Below are 17,843 nucleotides of genomic sequence, written 5' to 3'. Positions count from 1 at the left end.
CCTACGCGTGCCGGGTCAGCGGTCACCGTCGAAGCCGAGGACGGTGGCACCGGCGTCGGCGGCACCCACCGCCTCCCGGAACGCGGTGAACAGCTCGCGACCCGTGCCGACCGCGGGCTCGGGCGTGGCGCGCGGGTCACGTGACTCGAGCTCCCCGCCGTCGACCAGTACCTCCAGGATGCCGGTCTCGGCGTCCAGCCGCAGCGGGTCCCCGTCGCGCAGCAGGGCGAGCGGGCCACCCGTTGCGGCCTCAGGGGTGAGGTGGATCGCCGCAGGGACCTTGCCGGAGGCCCCGGACATGCGCCCGTCGGTCACCAGCGCCACTCGTTGCCCCCTATCCTGCAACACACCGAGCGTCGGGGTGAGCTTGTGCAGTTCGGGCATGCCGTTGGCCCTGGGCCCCTGGAAACGCACCACCGCGACCAGATCGCCGGAGAGCTCTCCTGCATCGAAGGCCGCCAGGAATGCTTCCTGGTCGTCGAATACCCGTGCGGGCGCCTCGACGAGGCGGTGCTCCTGGGCCACGGCGGAGGTTTTCATCACCGCCTCGCCGAGGTTGCCGGTGAGCATCCGTAGCCCGCCGTCCGGGGAGAACGGGTCGGCGGTCCCGCGCAGCACCGTCTTGTCGAGGCTGTCGCGAGGGGCCTGCCGCCACACCAACTCGCCGTCGTCCAACGCGGGCTCGCAACGGTAGGCCTCGGCGAACGGCGAACCGGTGACGGTGCGCGTGTTCGGGTGCAGTAAACCGGCGTCCAGCAGCTGATCGATCACGAACGCCATCCCGCCCGCGGCGTGGAAGTGGTTCACATCGGCCTGGCCGTTGGGGTAGATCCGCGCGAGCAGCGGGGTCACCGCCGACAGCTCGGCGAAGTCGCTCCAGCGCAGCTCGATGCCCGCCGCGGCCGCGATCGCCACCAGGTGCATGGTGTGGTTGGTCGAGCCGCCGGTGGCCAGCAACGCCACGACCCCGTTGACCACGGCGCGCTCGTCGACGACCTCGCCGATCGGGGTGGGGTCCTCGCCCTGCGCGGTGAGGCGGGGGATCCGTTCGCCCGCGGCGGTGGTCAACGCATCGCGTAGCGGGGTGTCGGGGTTGACGAACGACGTGCCCGGCAGGTGCAGCCCCATGGCTTCCATCAGCAGCTGGTTGGAGTTGGCCGTGCCGTAGAAGGTGCATGTGCCGGGGCTGTGATAGGAGGCGGCTTCGGCGTCGAGCAGCTCCTCGCGGCCGACTTTGCCCTCGGCATGCAGCTGCCGGATGCGGCTCTTCTCGTTGTTCGGTAGCCCTGACGTCATCGGTCCGGCCGGAACCAGGATCGTTGGCAGGTGCCCGAACGACAGCGCCCCGATCAGCAGTCCCGGCACGATCTTGTCGCAGACACCGAGCAGCAACGCCCCGTCGAACATGTCGTGGGACAGCGCGATCGCGGTCGCCATGGCGATGACGTCCCTGCTGAACAGCGACAGCTCCATCCCGGCTCTGCCCTGGGTAATGCCGTCACACATGGCGGGCACGCCACCGGCGAACTGGGCGATGCCGCCTGCCCCGGTCACCGCGCGTTTCAGCGCGGCGGGGTAGGACTCCAGCGGTTTGTGCGCCGAGAGCATGTCGTTGTAGGCGGAGACGATAGCGATGTTCGGCTTGGTGGTGCGGCGGAGCGCGTCCTTGTCGACCTCACCAGCTCCTGCGAAGCCGTGCGCCAGGTTGGCGCAGCCGAGCTCGCCCCTCGCCGGACCCTTCCTGGCGGCTGCCGCGAGGCGTTCCAGGTACCGCTTCCTCGAGCTGGCGCTGCGTTTGGCGATGCGCCGCGTCACATCACCGACGGTGCGATGGACGTGCACATCGATGTCGGGCAGTGGGTCCGTTCCGGACGGTTCGGACGTGCCGGAGGTCCCGGGCGGTCCCGGTAGCCGAGATGTCTCGGACGTCACTGGAAATCCTCCTCGTGCCAGTTACGACCGTCGCGTTGGAGTAACGCCGTCGCTGCGGGGGGTCCTCCGCTTCCCGCCGGGTAGGGCTGTGGTGCCTCGCCGGAGGCCGCCCACGCTGCTAGGACAGGCTCGGTCCATGCCCATGCCGCCTCGACCTCGTCGCGGCGCATGAACAGCGTGGGGTTTCCGCGGATGACGTCGAGCAGCAGGCGTTCGTAGGCGTCGGGGAGGCGGGACTGGAACGTTTCCGCGAAGCTGAGGTTCAGCGGCACCTGGCGTAGCCGGACGCCGCCCGGTCCGGGTTCCTTGGTCACGACGTGCAGCCGCACTCCTTCGTCGGGCTGCAGCCGCATGATCAACCGGTTCGGTGCGATCCCGGATGCGGTTCCGGGGAAGATGGAGTGCGGCACGGGGCGGAACTGCACCACGATCTCGGAGGCCTGGCGGGCCATGCGCTTGCCGGTCCGCAGGTAGAACGGAGTTCCTGACCAGCGCCAGTTGGCGATATCGAGCCGGAGTGCGGTGAACGTCTCGGTCGTGCTCTGTGCCCCGTCGAGCTCGTCACGGTAACCGGGCACGGGGATGCCGTCGACCGCGCCAGGAGTGTACTGACCCCGGGTGGTGCACAATGCCACATCCGATCCCGACAGTGGGCGCAGTGCCTGCAACACCTTGAGCTTCTCGTCGCGCACCGCCTCCCGATCCAGCGTGGTCGGCGGTTCCATCGCGACCAGGCACACCAGCTGGAGCAGGTGGTTCTGCACCATGTCGCGCAGCGCGCCGGAACTGTCGTAATAGCCTGCGCGTCCGCCGACGCCGATGGTCTCGCTGACCGTGATCTGCACGTGGTCGATCGCTGCGGAGTTCCACTGTGGCTCGAGCAGCGCGTTGGCGAAGCGCAGCACGAGCAGGTTCTGCACGGTCTCCTTACCGAGGTAGTGGTCGATCCGGTAGATCTGCTCCTCCCGGAACACGGCACCGACCTCGTCGTTGACCCGGCGAGCCGAAGCCAGATCGTGCCCGATGGGCTTTTCCAACACCACCCGGGAACGCTCGGTGACCAGCCCCGCGTCGTGGAGTCGCGCGCTGATCCTGCCGAACAGCCCGGAGGCGCAGGCGAGATAGAACACCCGGGTCCGGTGCTCGCCGTGGGCCAGCGTCGCGGCGAGCTCGCCGAAGGGAGCCTCGCCTGCGACGTCGGCGGTGATGTGGTGCAGCTGTGTCAGGAACCGGTCGAGTGACACCTGGTCGAACGCCGACGGGGGCACCACCGCCTGTAGTTCCGCTGCCACCTTGTCGCGGAACCCGGCATCGTCGAGACCAGAGCGCGACACGGCGATGATCCGGGAGTCGGAGGTGATCTGGCCGTCACAGGCACGCAGGTACAGAGCGGGAAGCAGCTTGCGCATCGCGAGATCGCCGGTGCCGCCGAAGACCACCACGTCACACGGATCCATGCGCGGCAGGTCGGCCATCGCTGACATCACGAACGTCCTTCCATGGGGTGAGGCACGCTTCCCAGCGTACGTAGACTTAGGTACATAATCAAGCATACTTTTGCATTTTCGATGCGTTAGTGTGCGATGGAGCCCGCAGCGCCGGGCAGGGAAACCGAGAGCGGGGTGAATCGGGGTATGCGGAGAACCCCACCGGGAACACCGTCGACCGGCGAGGTGTTCGAGCTGATCCGCGACGGTGCCGCCGACACCCGTGCGGGATTGGGCAGGCTGACCGGCCTGTCGCGTACCGCGGTGACGCTCCGGGTCGAGCAACTGCTCGCTGCGGGGCTGGTCAGGGAGCGTGCCGACGGCGGCTCCACCGGTGGCAGACCGCCCGCGCGACTGGAGTTCGATGCCGGTGGCGGGGCAGTGCTAGCGGCCGCCCTCGGCGGTAGCCGTGCCCAGGTCGCCGTCTGCGACCTGGCGGCAGGAGTGCGCGCCGAACGCGGTCTCACGGTCGACCTGGGCGACGGCGCCGACGTGGTGCTGCGCACCGTGGCCGAGGAGCTCGCCCGGCTGATGGCCGATGAGGGCTGTCCCGCCGACCGGGTCTGGGGGATCGGGGCAAGCATCCCGGGCGCGGTGGACGTGGCCACCGGCCGTACCGTCACACCGCCGGTGTTGCCCGGCTGGGGCGACGTCCCGGTCACCGACTACTTCTCCCGGCACTTCGCGGCCCCGGTCGTGGTGGACAACGACGTCAACGCGCTGGCGCTCGCCGAGCAGCGCAGGCATCGTGACGCAACAGACCTGCTTTTCGTCAAGGCCTCTACCGGCATCGGCGCGGGGGTGATCAGCGGCGGGGGGTTGCGTCGTGGCGCGTTGGGGGCCGCGGGCGAGATCGGGCACATCAAGGTATCCGGTGCTGAAGGGATCACGTGCCGGTGCGGTGACAGCGGTTGCCTCGAAGCCGGTGCCAGCGGCTGGGCGCTGGCCAGGGAACTGACCGCGCTCGGTTACCGGATCAGTGACACCAGGGACGTGGCGGAACTGGTCCGTGCGGGCGATCCCGATGCCACCCGGCTGGTCCGCGAGGCTGGGCGGTTGCTCGGCGACGTGCTGGCAGGGGCGGTGAACCTGCTGAACCCCGGTCTGATCGTGCTGGGCGGGGACCTCGCCCACGCACACGAACCGCTGCTGGCAGGCGCGCGGGAGATGATCTACCGGAGGTCGACGGCGATGGCCACCCGCGGGCTGTCCATCGAGCCGAGCGTGCAGGACGACCGCGCCGGGATCACCGCATCGGCGGTGATGGCGCTGGAAGCCGTGCTCTCGCCCCGCGCGGTCGATGCCGTGATCGCGCGTCACGGCGCGGCGGCCGGATCGTGAACCGGGCTGGTGCACACCCGGACGCGCGGCGTGACCACGGCACGAGCGACGCTACTCCACCCGGGTCACTGCCTTGTGAAATGCGGCTATGATCGGTCATCGTGGAAACCTGGAGGTCCACACTAGACGAGGGGAACTATCGTGACGCTCGCCTGCGTGGCGACGTCTGGTCGGAGCGGCTGGGAGGTACGTCGCCATGGTCTTTCCGCTCAGCGTGGACGTCGGCGGAGTGACGCTGCAGGGCACCGTCTTCTCCGCGAGCAGGCCAACCGGGCTCGTGGTGCTCACCCAGGGATCGGGTAGCTCACGGCACAGCCCGCGCAACCGGGCGATGGCGCGCGGGCTGCAACGAGAGGGGTTCACCACGCTGCTGATCGACCTGCTCGGCAGGGACGAGGAGCGCGTCGACGCACGCACCGGGACGTACCGGCTCAACGTCGAGTTCCTGGCGGCTCGCCTGGCACACGTCCTCGGCAAGGTGAACATCGGCCGGGGTTCCCACGGTCTGCCGGTCGGCCTGTTCGGTTCGGCACGCGGCGCCGCGGTGGCGCTGGCCGCTGCCGCACGACAGCCGCAACTGGTGCGCGCGGTCGTCTCGCGCGGAGGCCGTCCTGAGCTGGCAGGTGCCACGGCGCTGTCGCGGGTTCGCGCTGCCACCCTGTTCATCGTCGATGACAGCGACGAGCACATCCGGGAGCTCAACCGCAGCGCGGCCAAGCTGATGGTCGCCCACGAGGTGTGGACGATTCCCGAGTCCGTGCGGCTGCTGGACGATTCGGGTGCGCTGGAGCAGGTTGCCAAGTGCGCGGGGGACTGGTTCAGCCAGCACCTCCAGTAGGCGGGGATGTGCGGCCCGGCGGCTGTTTCGGCACAGTGCCTGCCCGTGCCTCACCGCAGCGGGTGAAACGGGGCCAACTCGGGCTGTGGTGTACCGGAGGCGACGGTCTCCGCCAGCAGCTCGCCGGTGACCGGTCCGTGCGTCATGCCCCACATGCCGGCCCCGCCCGCGACGAACACCCGCGCCGAGCGGGTAGGACCGGCCAGCGGCAAGCCGTCCGCCGTGCAGGGACGAGACCCGACCCACTCCTCGATCCTGCCGCTCCAGTCGATGTCGCCGACAAGCGGGCGTGCGGCGCGCACCATGCCTGCGACCCTGCGCCGATCGAGCGGGGCATCCGGTGCTTGGAACTCCATCAGCCCGGCGACCCGCAACCGGTCACCCATCGGCGTGAACACGAGCTTGCTGCCGGGAAAGTACACCGGCGTGCGCGGCAGATGCTCGCAAGCCACGCTGAAGCTGTAGCCGCGCCCGGCATGCACCGGCATGCGCACCCCGAATGGTCGGGCCAGCGCACCGAGCTCGGCCCCGCCAGCCAACACCGCGGCATCGGCGTGGGCGGTACCGCAGGAGGTCAGCAGCCGTACCCCCGTACCGGTGTCGTGGACCGCACGGACCTCGACCCCGGTCGCGATGGTTCCTCCCGCCCGGCGCAGGTTGCCTGCCAGCGAGTCCAGGTATCTACCCGGCTCGACGAAGCGTTGCCGGTGCAGCACCACGGCGGCCGTCACGGCCGGGGTGAGCAGCGGGTGACGATGCCGCGCGGCACGGCCGTCGACGACTTCGAACTCCACCGGCTGGCCCGCGGCACGCACCCGCGCCAGCTCGGCGAGTATCGTCTCGCGCTCGGCGGGCGAGCGGAGCGCGACGAGAGCCGACGTCGCCGGTTCCGTACCGTTTCCGGAGTCGCTGCCCGGCTCACCAGGGACCAGCCGATCGTGCGCCGCGAGCGCACGGCGGTTGAGCTCGGCCACTGCCGCCATGCTCGCCTGCCAGCGCGACTCGGTGCAGTGCCGGGCGAGCGCGGTGAGGAAGCGCAGCGTTCCGGGGCGTGTCGGTGCAGGCACGGATAGCGGTGCGTAGCGGGACAGCAGACCCGACAGGCCGGCACGCAGTGTGGCTGGCGAGGGAAGCGGTACGGCGAACGGCGGGGTGAGCCACCCGGCATTGCCCCACGATGCGCCCGCACCCACCCGATCGCGCTCGTAGACGGTGATTGCGACGCCGCGAGCGCGCAGGAACCACGCCACCGCCAGCCCCGCGATCCCGCCGCCGACCACGGCGACCGTCTCCGCTGGACGCATGCTGACCGGACACCTCCCGCCGTGTGGCATTCCCGCCGGATGACCACCCCATGATCGAGCAGGGACCCATCCGGGGAAAGCCCATCACCGGTGGATCGCGCCGACAGCGGCGTCCCCCGATCGGTGCGGCACCGGAAGCGTTACCGGTGCGAGTGATTGTTATTACTCTGCGCACTACTGATACTTCTCACCGTAATCATTCGCGGCCTCGAAGGGAGCGCCGATGCAGGTAATCGGTTCTCAGTACCTGATGCTCGACGGAGTGCCACGGAACCTCGCGGGCTCGCGTGCCGAACTCGCCGACCTCGGACTGCAGCTCGTGGACGTGACCCAGGAGAACCGCCCCCACATCGCCGCGACCCTGCGCGAGCACGGGTACGGTCCGCAGCACCGATTCTGGGTCGAGTCGTGGAACGGGATCCGCAACGGCGACGACCGCGGCTACGCGTTCGTGGTCGCCGTGAACCCGCACGACCCGCACACCCTGGACTGCGTGGCGGCGTCGCCAAGCTACCCGTACCGGCACCTCGCGCAACGTGCCCGGCAGGCCGGCGTCCCCGCGCCACGCAGGGGCTGATCAGCTCGCTGCCGCGTTGACCCGGCCTCGCGGCAGCGAGCTGGCCGTCATACCGGATTGGCGACACCGGCGGCGAATTCGAGTGCTTCGCTCCACGGAGCGCGCTGGGCGATCCGACGGCGGTACTTCATGATCACGCGCGGGCGGTCGATGGTGCACGCGCCCACGAGGCGATCGGCACGCCGGTAGAGGGCGGTCAACCCGGTATCGGCGGGGGTGGCGATCACCACCTCGTCCGCGAGGGGGGTGCCCACGAACTGGATGCGGTGGCCGTACCAGTCGGACCAGAAGTACGGCACCGCAGGCAGGGCTTGCGCGCTGTCGGGGTCGAGGGCATGACGCGCCGCGGCCGTCCCCTGCTCGGCCGCGGCGGTCCAGTGTTCGGGTCGCATCAGTTCGTGATCGAACAACGGGTTGGGCACGTGTGCCACGTCGCCAGCGGCGTACACGCCCGGCACCCCGGTGGCCAGCGTCTCGTCACAGAGCACGCCGCCGTCGCGCTCGGAAAGCGGGATCCCGCTGTCCGCCAGCCACGCAGTGGCAGGCGTGACGCCGATGCCGACCACGACCAACTCGGCGGGCAGCACCTCGCCGGTCGCCAGCCGTACCCCGGACACCGCCCCGCCCGCGACTTCGAGGCCCGCCACCCCAGTACCCAACCGGAGTTCGGTGCCCGCCGCGCGGTGGAGGTCGATGCAAGCGGCGCCGACCAGGGTGCCTACCGAGCGGGACAGTGGGGCCTGCTGGGAGTCCACGAGGGTCACCTCGACACCGCGCCTACGCGCCGCCGAGGCCACCTCGGATCCGACGAACCCGGCACCGATCACCACCGTGCGGGCACCTCGGTCCCATGCGGCGCGGATAGCGGCGGCGTCGTCGACGGTACGCAACGTGTGAACCCCCGCGACCCCCTGGCTGCCGGGCAGCTGTCGCGGAGCCGCACCGGTAGCGATCACGGCCGAGTCGTAGCGCACCGTCGTACCCGCCGCGGAGATCTCGCGTGCCGCGGTATCGAGCCCGTCCGCCCACACGCCGAGCATGGGCTCCACGCCGAGCACCGAGCGGAGCTCGGCCTCGGTACGGAACGGTTGGGCTCCACCGCCTGCACCGGCGGACAGGGCTGCCTTGGACAGCGGGGGCCGGTCGTACGGTGGATGCGGCTCGGCACCGATCATCACGATGCGTCCCGAATAGCCGTGCCGTCTGGCGGATTCCACCGCGCGTAGGCCCGCGAGCGAGGCACCGACGACGACCAGTGTCACGGTCACCCCCGCAGCGCCAGTGCGAGCACGGGGCAGGCGTCGACGGCGGCGGTCAGCTCGGTCCGATGCTCCTCATCGGGCTGTTCGTTGAGCACGACCACGGTGCCGTCGTCACCCACCTCGAAATGATCCGGAGCCATGGCCTCGCACATGCCCAGGCCTTCGCATTTGGTCCGGTCCGCTTCGATCCGCATCATGCGCTCACTCCTTGCTCGGGACGGTCCGTCGCGATGGACGACGGAGCAGTTCTCCCCGGTGCCACGAAGTCGACCTTCTCGCGTACCCCGCAGTCCGGGCAGCACCATGAGTCCGGGATGGCCGACCACGGTGTGCCCGCAGGGAATCCCTCGCGGGGATCGCCCACGGACTCGTCGTAGACATAGCCGCAGCCTGGGCACATCCCACCCGCGGTCGCGTCCCCCCTTGTGTCCTCGATCGGGGCATCGGCCCCGGTCTCCGTAGCCGCCGGGCTGACAGGCCGGGTACCCGCGAAGCGCCCGAGGATCCGCGCTCGCTTGCTTGGCTGGATGTTGGCACGCCCGATGTCGCCGTCGAAGTGCCGCAGCACGCGCGGGTCCATCACCCGACGCCATAGCGGCGGGATGAGCGCCAGCAGGATCATCCCGGCGTAGCCGGTTGGCAGTACGGGTGATTCTTCGAAGTCCCGCAGCGCCTGGTAGCGCCGGGTCGGGTTGGCATGGTGGTCGCTGTGCCGCTGCAAGTGATACAGCAGCACGTTGGTGGCGATGTTATTGGAGTTCCAGCTGTGACTCGGGTCGACCCGCTCGTAGCGCCGCTTGTCGGGCGGGCCCACGGTGCGTCGCAACATACCGTAATGCTCCATGTAGTTGACGACTTCGAGTAGCGAGAAGCCGACCACGGCCTGGATCAGTAGATACGGGAGGATTCCCACGCCGAGCCAGGCGATCATGGCGCCCCACAGCGCCGCCGACATCAACCAGGCGTTGAGCACGTCGTTGCCGGGCCGGAACGGGTGTTGACCGCGGCGCGCGTACCGCTTGCGTTCCAGTTCCCAGGCGCTGTGCAGGGAGCCGAACACGGTGCGCGGCCAGAACCGGTAGAAGCTCTCACCGACCCTGCTGCTTGCCGGGTCCTCCGGCGTCGCGACACGCACGTGGTGGCCGCGGTTGTGCTCGATGTAGAAGTGCCCGTAGAAGCTCTGCGCGAGCGCGACCTTCGACAGCCAGCGCTCGTGACTTTCCTTCTTGTGACCCAGCTCGTGCGCGGTGTTGATGCCGATGCCGCCGATGACGCCGATCGAGATCGCCAGCCCGACCTTGTCGACGACGGTCAGCTCACCGCGGGCGATCACCCAGAACGCCAGGACGAAGACCGCGTACTGCAGGGGGAGGAAGGTGTAGGTGACCCACCGGTAGTACCGGTCCTTCTCCAGCGCCTCGATGGCGTCATCCGGCGGGTTGGCACGGTCCAGCCCCACGACCAGGTCGATGACCGGCACGATCAGCAGGACCACGATTGGTCCGAGCCACAACCACACTCCCCACCCGGTGGCGGCGTGCATCCCGACCGCGACGAACCCCAGGGAAGGCACGACCAGTCCGAGCAACCACAGGTACCGCTTGCTATCCCGCCACTGCTCGGTGGACCCGGCGGGAACCGTACCCGTATCGCGCGCCATGCGCTCACCTCCTCGTCTCGTGGTTTACAGAATGCTAGCTAAAATCAACTAACTTGACAAGAAACCGAATTATGTAAAGCTTTCATCTGCGAGGCCGCACACTGTGTTGCGTATCAAGAGACGGTTGCTCAAAAAGCAACGAGCTGCCACGCTGTGGTGAGGAGGTCGTGCTTACCGTGCCCAGCACGGAGACCACGCGATCTCCGCCGGAAGCGTCGCTCGGAACGCAAAGGGGCGGCTGATGCGCGTACTCATCGCCGATACCTTCCCGGACACCTACCGTCGTCTCCTCGGCGATCGTGGGTACGACTGCCGTTACCAGCCGGATCTCACCACGGCGGACCTCCCGGAGCATCTCGGCGAGGTCGACGCGCTGATCGTGCGGAGCACGGCGGTCGATGCCGCGGCGATCGAGGCGGCTGGGACGCTGGGTGTGATCATCCGTGCGGGAGCGGGAACGAACACCATCGACTGCCGGGCAGCGACCGGTGCCGGTATCCCTGTGTGCAACGTGCCCGGGCGCAACGCGGAGGCAGTGGCCGAGCTGGCGTTCGGGCTGCTGCTGGCACTGGATCGGCGCATCCCCGACGCCGTGGCAGAGCTGCGCCACGGTCACTGGAACAAGAAGTGGTACGCGCAGGCGACCGGCATCAAAGGGCGCGACATCGGCGTGGTCGGCCTCGGCCAGATCGGTCTCGCGTTCGCCGAACGCGCCGCGGCGTTCGGGGCACAGGTGCACGGCATCGCCAGTTCGGATCGGCCCGCCCACGCACGGGAGCGCATCGACGCCATCGGTATCGACCTCGAGCCGGACCTGGCGTCGCTGGCCGAACGCTGCGACGTGCTGTCGTTGCACGTTCCCGCGACCCCTCGGACGCGGGGGATGATCGATCGCGAGCTGCTCGCGCGCGTGCGGCCGGGCACGATCATCCTCAACACCGCACGGGGCGAGCTGATCGACGAGGATGCCTTGCTGGAGGCCATGGACGCCAAGGGCGTGCGGGCAGGCCTCGACGTGTTCGCCGGAGAGCCGCAGGGCACGACGGGCACCATCGACTCGCGGCTGGCGCGGCATCCTCACGTCTACGGCACGCACCACATCGGAGCCTCGACCGAGCAGGCACAGCACGCCATCGCCGCGGAGGTGGTCACCATGCTCGACACCATCGCGCACGGCACCGTGCCGCACTGCGTGAATCCCGAGGTGACCGGTCCGGCCGGTACCCGCCCGCGGTATGCCATGGCGGCGTCATGACCGGGGCGGCCACTCGCTACGCACCCTCCCGCTCGGTGGGCGGCACGGTCGTGCGACCTCCCCGGGTGCACCTGCTCGACCCGCGTGCCGCGCGGGATCCCAATGCTGTGGCCGACCGCGCCGGTGTATTGCGCGCGTTGCACGACCGCACGTTCGTCCGCGTCCCGGAGCCCAGCTACGTCGCGTACCAACTGGAAACCCCGGAGCACCGGGGCACGGCCGTGGTCGCCGAGGTAGCGGCCGAGGCGTACCTGCGGGGGAAGATACGGCCACACGAGGCGACCGCTATCGGTAAGGAGCAGGAGCTGGCGAGCAAGCTGGCCGAGCTCGGTGCGGAGCTGGTGCCCGTCACGCTCATGGCGGAGACCGGCGACGGAATCCGCGAGCTGCTGCGCTCGGTGACCGCGCGCTGCGCTGATCTGGAACTGACCGAGGCCGCAGGTCTCACCCAGCGTGCCTGGCTGGTCGACGAGCCGGAGCTGGTCCGGCAACTGGACGAGGAGCTGGCCGCGGTATCAGCCTTCTACATTGCCGACGGTCACCACCGCATGGCCGCCGCCGCACGGTACGCCCACCGCAACGGCAACGCGGACCACTACGTGCTTGGGGCGTTGTTCGACGCTGCCGACATGCGGGTGATCGGCTACCACCGCTGCGTCAGCCCGCCCAATGGGCTGACAGTGGACGAGCTGCTTGACGCACTGACCGGGTGCGCGGGCATCGCCTGGCTCGCCGAGTGCGCCCACGCCGAGCAGGCCTTGCCCGCGCCGGGAACGGTCGGCATCCACCTCGGGGGACGCTGGTTCCGGGCGGGGCTGCGGGTCAGCACCGTGCCGCCGGACCCGCGCGCGAACCTCGACGCGGTGCGGCTCGACGAGTGCGTTCTCCGGCCGGTTTTCGGCACCGGGGAGGTCGCCGCCGACCCGAGAGTCACGCCCGTGGCGGGAACGGATGACGCGGAATCCGTCGCGCGCCGCTGTGCCGAACGCGGTGAGATCGGTTTCCTGCTGCACCCACCCACTGTGGAGCAGGTCAGAACGGTCGCCGACGCAGGCATGGTGATGCCGCCGAAGTCGACATGGTTCGAACCGAAAGCCCGTGGTGGCCCCTTCCTGCGCGTGTTGCCCGAGTAGCGACGGAGATCCCGGCGAACCGGTCGGGTGCGACACACGAAACCGGGCCGTGCCACGAGAAACGACGGCGGTGCGACCCTGCCCCGGATCGCACCGCCGTCACCTGTGTCGGAGGGGGGACTTGAACCCCCACGCCCTTTACGGGCACTAGCACCTCAAGCTAGCGCGTCTGCCATTCCGCCACTCCGACGTGCTGCCCCGATAGCGTAGCTGATCGCGACGCGGCGTGACACACGGGGTCGGTCCGCTCCACCGCTCTGACCGTGCCGCGGGTAACGTCACCGTACCCCGCCAGTACTACCCACCCGGCGACGCCAGGGGCTCGCGGGCGTCCGGACCCGCGCACGGCGGGGCGAGCGATGATAGGAATGACCCGTGACCGAGCTGTTGACCCTCGACGACGCGGCCGCGGAAGCGGTCACGTTGACCAGCGAGCTGATCCAGATCGACACCACCAACACCGGCGATCCCGACACGGTGGTCGGCGAGCGAGTCGCGGCCGAGTACGTCGCGCGCAAGCTCACCGAAGCGGGCTACGAGATCAGCTATATCGAATCCGGCGCTGTCGACCGTCACAACGTGATCACCCGGTTGTCCGGTGCCGACCCGAGCCGTCCGGCGCTACTGGTGCACGGCCACCTCGACGTGGTGCCCGCGGACCCGACCGAATGGTCGCTGCACCCGTTCTCGGGTGCGATCCGCGATGGCTACGTGTGGGGCAGGGGAGCGGTCGACATGAAGGACATGCTCGGCATGATGCTCGCCCTGGCGCGGTACTACAAGCTCAACGGCATCGTGCCGCCGCGCGATGTGATCTTCGCGTTCGTCGCCGATGAGGAAGCGGGCGGTAGCTACGGTGCGCAATGGCTGGTGGATCACCATCCAGAGCTCTTCGAGGGCGCGACCGAGGCGATCGGCGAGGTGGGTGGATTCTCGGTGACCTTCGGCGACAACGTCCGGGCCTACCTCATCGAAACCGCGGAGAAGGGCATCCGGTGGATGAAGCTGCGGGTCAGGGGAACCGCGGGGCACGGCTCGATGGTCCACCACGACAACGCCGTCACCAAGCTGGCCGACGCCGTGGCTCGGCTGGGCAACCACCGCTTCCCGCTGGTGCTCACCGACTCGGTGCGTGAGTTCCTCGGCGGGGTCAGTGAGCTGACTGGCTGGGAGTTCCCCGAGGACGACCTGGACGGCGCGGTCGCCAAGCTGGGCACGATCTCCCGGATGATCGGCGCGACACTACGTGACACCGCGAACCCGACCATGTTGGAGGCGGGTTACAAGGCCAACGTCATCCCCTCGGTGGCAGAGGCCTCGGTGGACTGTCGCATCCTTCCCGGCCGTATGGCCGCGTTCAACGCTGAACTCGACGAGATCCTCGGTCCGGACGTCGAGCGGGAGTGGATGGAACTACCACCGGTGGAGACCACCTTCGACGGTGCGCTTGTCGACGCGATGACCGCCGCGGTGCTCGCCGAGGACCCCGAGGCGCACACGCTGCCCTACATGCTCTCCGGCGGAACCGACGCCAAGGCGTTCGCCAAGCTGGGTATCCGCAGCTTCGGCTTCTCACCGCTACGTCTGCCGCCGGACCTGGACTTCTCCGCCCTGTTCCATGGCGTGGACGAGCGCGTCCCCGTCGAGGCGATCCACTTCGGCACGCGCGTCCTCGACCGGTTCCTGCGCAGTTGCTGATGTCGGCGTTCACGCTGTCCGACGGGACGGTCCTGCACCTGGTGACCCACGGTGACAGCGAGGCACCGGTCACGGTGCTGCTGGTGCACGCCTATGCGCTCGACCATCGCAGCTGGCAGCCGATCGCTGCGGAGCTGGCTGGTGCGACAGAACGGCCGGTCCGGGTGGTCGCCTGCGATCTCCGTGGGCACGGCAGGTCGACCGGCGCGACGCGGCGCGACGCCACCGTGGAGCAGCTCGGTGACGATCTGGCAGAGCTGGTCACCGGCCTGGTCACCGGGCTGCCGCGTGACGCCTGCGTGATCGTGGCAGGACACGGTATGGGCGGGCTGGCCGCGGTGGCGCTCGCCGAGCGGCATCCCGCTCTGTTTGGCGTTACCGGCACATCCCGGCCTCCACTGGTGCCGGGGGTCATGCTGCTGGCTACCGGTACCAGCGACGTCGCGGGCGAGGCTCGAGCAGCCACCGGCATGGCGGTCGAGGGTTCACGTACCCCACCGAACCTGCTCAGTAAGATCGTGCAGGACCTGGAAGCCGTGGTGGGGTCGCGGCTGGTGGATCTGGTCACCGACCGAGGGCACAAGGCGGCGACCACGGCCATGCGCTGGTCGATGTTCGGTGACGACCCCGCGCACGATGATGTGTTGCTGACCCTGCACATGATCCGCGCGCACTGGCCGGACACCATGGCGCTGTTCCGTCCAGGGCTGGATGCCTACATCCGCCGTGCCACGCTCACCGCACCGGCTGACACACATGTGATCGGGGTGATCGGCGACCGGGACCGGCTGGTGGCACCGGAGCAGGCGCGCACGCTGCTCGGCGATGAGCGTGCCGACGACCTCGTCGTCATCCCGGGCGCGGGTCACATGCTCCCGTTGGAAGCACCTGCGCAGCTGATCCCGCGCCTGGTCGGGTTGGCGCACGAGGCGCACCGGCTGCTAGGAGACCACCCCCGATAGGGCACACAGCGCAGGTTGGTACCGGCGCCGGAGCCAGACCCTCCTGCTGCCGTCGGCGTACAGCCGCACCGTCGACAGCTCCCAACCGGAATACTCCGCATGGATGGACAGCTGCGTCATCGCGGCGGGCCGTGACACGCCTGGCGGGAGCCGGAGCTTCTGGTACTCCCAGCGCCCCTCGCTGTGGGAGGTTTCGTCGCTGTCCGATTCGTCTCGCGCCGCCTCGCTCATGGCTCGATCACCTGGATCCCTTCGCCGGCCGCCGACCCGACGACCACTCGACCGTCCTGCTCGTCGACGGTAACCGAATTCGGCTGGCGTACCGAATCGAAGCGATGGATCTCGTCGGGTTCGCCGCCTGCCACATCGAACCCGACGACCTCGTTGCGTTCGGTGAGAGTGACCCAGGCGATGTCGCGTTCGGCATCGTAGGCGATCGCGTAGATACCGCCGTGCACCGGGTAGCGCTGCACCAGCATGAGCGGTTCGGCGTCGAACGCCAGCAGGCCGTCGGTACGCGTGTCGGTGACCAGGACACGTCCGAACCGGTCGGCCACGGCATGGGTGGCTCCCTGTCCCGCCCGCAGGCCGGGTCCAATGTCCCCGTCATCGAGATTCACCTGGAAGACGGCACTGCGTACGCGGTCGAGCACGATCGGAGTGTCCCCGGCGAGCAGGACCCTGTCGGCGCTGGAGAGCCCGTCGCCGATGCTGGCACTGCGCTGCTCGTGCTCGAGCACGTCCACCTCGGCGCGTTCGCGAACGGCGACCAGCCGGGTGTCGGCACCGCCGGTCACCCCCGCAGGCGACCCGGTCACGTCGGTACGCCCGACGATGCCCTGCTCGGGTGACAGGTGGATGAGCTCGTCCTCGCCCGGCAGCGTCGCCACGACCGAACCGTTGTCCGGCACGAGCTGCTCGACCGCACCGGGAACCGGGATCTCGGCGTGGACAGCGGTGGGATCGTCCAGCGGGGAGAACAGGACGGCGGCCCCGGTATCGCCGGCGTCGTCACCGTCGGACGAATCGGTCACCGCGACAACGAGGCTTCGGGTGCTCGCCTCGACCGCCAGCGCCGTGACGTCCGCGGCCGCGGTGTCGGTGAGCTCGGCACCGATGTCACCGATCACCGTTCCCTGCGGTGTGGCGGTTCGTTCCGGTGACGGCGGGGCCGTCGCCGGTTCCGGGTCCTCCACCACCTGCAGCTCGTCGCCGGAACCCTCGAGAACGCCACAGCCTGCGAGCAGCGCCGCGCTGGCGAGTACCGCCGCGACGGTACTGCCGTACGGGCGTCGCCGAACCCCCGATCGGACCGTGATGTGCACGTCCCCAGCATCTCGTACGGGCATACGAAGCCTGCGAGCAGGTGCTGCTCAGTAGCGTTCCGGGTAGCCGAAGTCGATCGCGCTGATGTCGTCGAGCGCCGAGGTGATCTCGGGGGGCAGGACGATCTCCTCGGCGCGCAGCGAGCCGTGCAGCTGGCCGGTGTCGCGGGCGCCCACCACGGGGGCGACGACCTGTGGGCGGTCACGTACCCACGCGAGCGCGACCGCCAGTGGCGAGGTCCCGAGCCCGTCGGCCGCGGTGCTCACCGCCTGCACCACCCGCGCTGCCCGCTCGGTGCGGTGATGCTCCACGTAGGCCGCGTATCGGGAGGATGCACCGCGCGAGTCCGAAGGCGTGCCGGACCGGTACTTGCCCGTCAGCACGCCCCTACCGAGCGGTGCCCACGGCAGAACCCCGATGCCGTGGTGCTCGGCCGCGGCGATGACCTCCCGCTCCACCCCGCGCTCCAGCAGCGAGTACTCGACCTGCGTGGACACGATCGGGTTCGCCTGCCCGGCCGTGCGCTGCCGCTGCGCGGCGGTGGCCAGTTGCCAGCCGGTGTAGTTGGACACCCCGACATAGCGCACCTTCCCCGACGACAGGGCGGTATCCACCGCGCCGAGAGTCTCCTCGACCGGCACCGAGCCATCCCAGGCGTGCAGCTGCCACAGGTCGATGTGGTCGGTTCCCAGCCTGCGCAGCGACCCCTCCAGCGCGGTAAGCAACGCTCCCCGCGAGGCACCGCCGCCGAACGGCCCTTCGCTGCGCCTGGCCACGGCCTTGGTCGCCAGCACGATCTCCTCTCGCGGCACCACGTCGCGCAGCAACGTCCCCAGCATCTCCTCGCAGGCACCGTCGTTGTAGACGTCGGCGGTGTCCACCAGGGTGCCGCCCGCTTCGCGGAAGGCCACGAGCTGATCCGCAGCCTCCTCGGCATCGGTCTCGCCGCCCCATGTCATCGTGCCCAGCGCCATCCTGGACACCCGCAGGCCCGATCCGCCGAGTGCGCGCAGTTCCATGCGCGCGATCGTAGCGATGATCAGCGAGGGCCGAAGGCCGACGCGCTGG

16 protein-coding genes and 1 tRNA gene are annotated in these 17,843 nt (G+C 69.5%); 7 read left to right on the top strand and 10 right to left on the bottom strand.

All coding sequences use genetic code 11. The annotated features are described in order from the left end of the window. Window positions 1–15: 15 nt before the first annotated feature. Together edd and zwf are read right to left on the bottom strand one after the other, a co-directional pair. Window positions 16–1,842: a phosphogluconate dehydratase gene (gene edd, locus F8178_RS16490; RefSeq protein WP_317495738.1), complete on the bottom strand. Its 1,827-nt coding sequence runs from the start codon at window positions 1,840–1,842 to the stop codon at window positions 16–18. A gap of 86 nt (window positions 1,843–1,928) precedes the next feature. After that, window positions 1,929–3,416 (bottom strand): glucose-6-phosphate dehydrogenase, encoded by a 1,488-nt coding sequence (gene zwf / locus F8178_RS16485; RefSeq protein ID WP_317495712.1) that lies wholly within the window; start codon window positions 3,414–3,416, stop codon window positions 1,929–1,931. Window positions 3,417–3,566: 150 nt separating this feature from the next. On the opposite strand from zwf, the gene F8178_RS16480 reads away from it, so the two are divergent. Further along, entirely contained in the window at window positions 3,567–4,760 is a 1,194-nt protein-coding gene (locus tag F8178_RS16480; protein WP_317495711.1) for an ROK family protein, read from the top strand. A 196-nt stretch (window positions 4,761–4,956) separates the two neighbouring features. Next, window positions 4,957–5,598 carry an alpha/beta fold hydrolase gene (locus F8178_RS16475; protein WP_317495710.1) on the top strand — a complete coding sequence of 214 codons (642 nt, stop codon included), beginning with the start codon at window positions 4,957–4,959 and terminating at the stop codon, window positions 5,596–5,598. Between the two features lie 50 nt (window positions 5,599–5,648). Here the strand turns inward: F8178_RS16475 and F8178_RS16470 are convergent, their stop codons facing one another. Continuing rightward, complete coding sequence (locus F8178_RS16470) at window positions 5,649–6,902, bottom strand: FAD-dependent oxidoreductase (RefSeq protein WP_317495709.1); 1,254 nt, start codon at window positions 6,900–6,902, stop codon at window positions 5,649–5,651. A gap of 223 nt (window positions 6,903–7,125) precedes the next feature. Here F8178_RS16470 and F8178_RS16465 point away from each other — a divergent pair, with 223 nt between their 5' ends. Beyond that, a complete protein-coding gene (locus F8178_RS16465; RefSeq protein ID WP_317495708.1) occupies window positions 7,126–7,479 on the top strand; it encodes a hypothetical protein in 354 nt (117 codons plus the stop codon). Window positions 7,480–7,526: 47 nt separating this feature from the next. On the opposite strand, the gene F8178_RS16460 is transcribed toward F8178_RS16465, so the two are convergent. Genes F8178_RS16460 through F8178_RS16450 form a run of 3 tightly spaced genes read right to left on the bottom strand, consistent with a single transcriptional unit; the run spans window position 7,527 to window position 10,401 of the window. Further along, entirely contained in the window at window positions 7,527–8,741 is a 1,215-nt protein-coding gene (locus tag F8178_RS16460; RefSeq protein ID WP_317495707.1) for an FAD-dependent oxidoreductase, read from the bottom strand. A gap of 2 nt (window positions 8,742–8,743) precedes the next feature. Next, the gene (locus F8178_RS16455; protein ID WP_317495706.1) at window positions 8,744–8,938 is read right to left on the bottom strand and encodes a ferredoxin; all 195 of its coding nucleotides are present in this window, start codon (window positions 8,936–8,938) and stop codon (window positions 8,744–8,746) included. After that, a complete protein-coding gene (locus F8178_RS16450) occupies window positions 8,935–10,401 on the bottom strand; it encodes a fatty acid desaturase (RefSeq protein ID WP_317495705.1) in 1,467 nt (488 codons plus the stop codon). The genes F8178_RS16455 and F8178_RS16450 overlap by 4 nt, the downstream gene beginning before the upstream one ends. Before the next feature lie 241 nt (window positions 10,402–10,642). On the opposite strand from F8178_RS16450, the gene F8178_RS16445 reads away from it, so the two are divergent. Both F8178_RS16445 and F8178_RS16440 read left to right on the top strand, forming a co-directional pair. Then, window positions 10,643–11,656, top strand: a complete 1,014-nt coding sequence (locus F8178_RS16445; protein WP_317495704.1) for an NAD(P)-dependent oxidoreductase — start codon at window positions 10,643–10,645, stop codon at window positions 11,654–11,656. A 35-nt stretch (window positions 11,657–11,691) separates the two neighbouring features. Next, the gene (locus tag F8178_RS16440; protein WP_317495703.1) at window positions 11,692–12,789 is read left to right on the top strand and encodes a DUF1015 family protein; all 1,098 of its coding nucleotides are present in this window, start codon (window positions 11,692–11,694) and stop codon (window positions 12,787–12,789) included. Between the two features lie 106 nt (window positions 12,790–12,895). Here F8178_RS16440 and F8178_RS16435 read toward each other — a convergent pair. After that, a tRNA-Leu gene (locus F8178_RS16435) sits at window positions 12,896–12,979 on the bottom strand. Window positions 12,980–13,164: 185 nt separating this feature from the next. Here F8178_RS16435 and F8178_RS16430 point away from each other — a divergent pair. Further along, window positions 13,165–14,487 (top strand): M20/M25/M40 family metallo-hydrolase, encoded by a 1,323-nt coding sequence (locus F8178_RS16430; protein WP_317495702.1) that lies wholly within the window; start codon window positions 13,165–13,167, stop codon window positions 14,485–14,487. Then, entirely contained in the window at window positions 14,487–15,449 is a 963-nt protein-coding gene (locus F8178_RS16425) for an alpha/beta hydrolase (protein ID WP_317495701.1), read from the top strand. The genes F8178_RS16430 and F8178_RS16425 overlap by 1 nt, the downstream gene beginning before the upstream one ends. Here F8178_RS16425 and F8178_RS16420 read toward each other — a convergent pair. From F8178_RS16420 to F8178_RS16410, 3 genes are read right to left on the bottom strand one after another with little or no spacing between them, the layout of a single operon-like run. Then, window positions 15,429–15,680, bottom strand: coding sequence for a DUF5703 family protein (locus F8178_RS16420; RefSeq protein ID WP_317495700.1), 252 nt, complete (start codon window positions 15,678–15,680; stop codon window positions 15,429–15,431). The genes F8178_RS16425 and F8178_RS16420 overlap by 21 nt on opposite strands. Continuing rightward, window positions 15,677–16,774, bottom strand: coding sequence for a hypothetical protein (locus F8178_RS16415; protein ID WP_317495699.1), 1,098 nt, complete (start codon window positions 16,772–16,774; stop codon window positions 15,677–15,679). Before F8178_RS16415 ends, F8178_RS16420 begins: the two co-directional genes overlap by 4 nt. Window positions 16,775–16,822: 48 nt before the next feature. After that, window positions 16,823–17,794, bottom strand: a complete 972-nt coding sequence (locus F8178_RS16410) for an aldo/keto reductase (protein WP_317495698.1) — start codon at window positions 17,792–17,794, stop codon at window positions 16,823–16,825. Window positions 17,795–17,843: the final 49 nt, after the last annotated feature.

The organism is Haloechinothrix sp. LS1_15 (assembly GCF_033042135.1).
GTDB lineage: Bacteria > Actinomycetota > Actinomycetes > Mycobacteriales > Pseudonocardiaceae > Haloechinothrix.
Note: the sequence above shows the minus strand (reverse complement) of the source record. Positions and strands in the feature narration are given on the sequence as shown.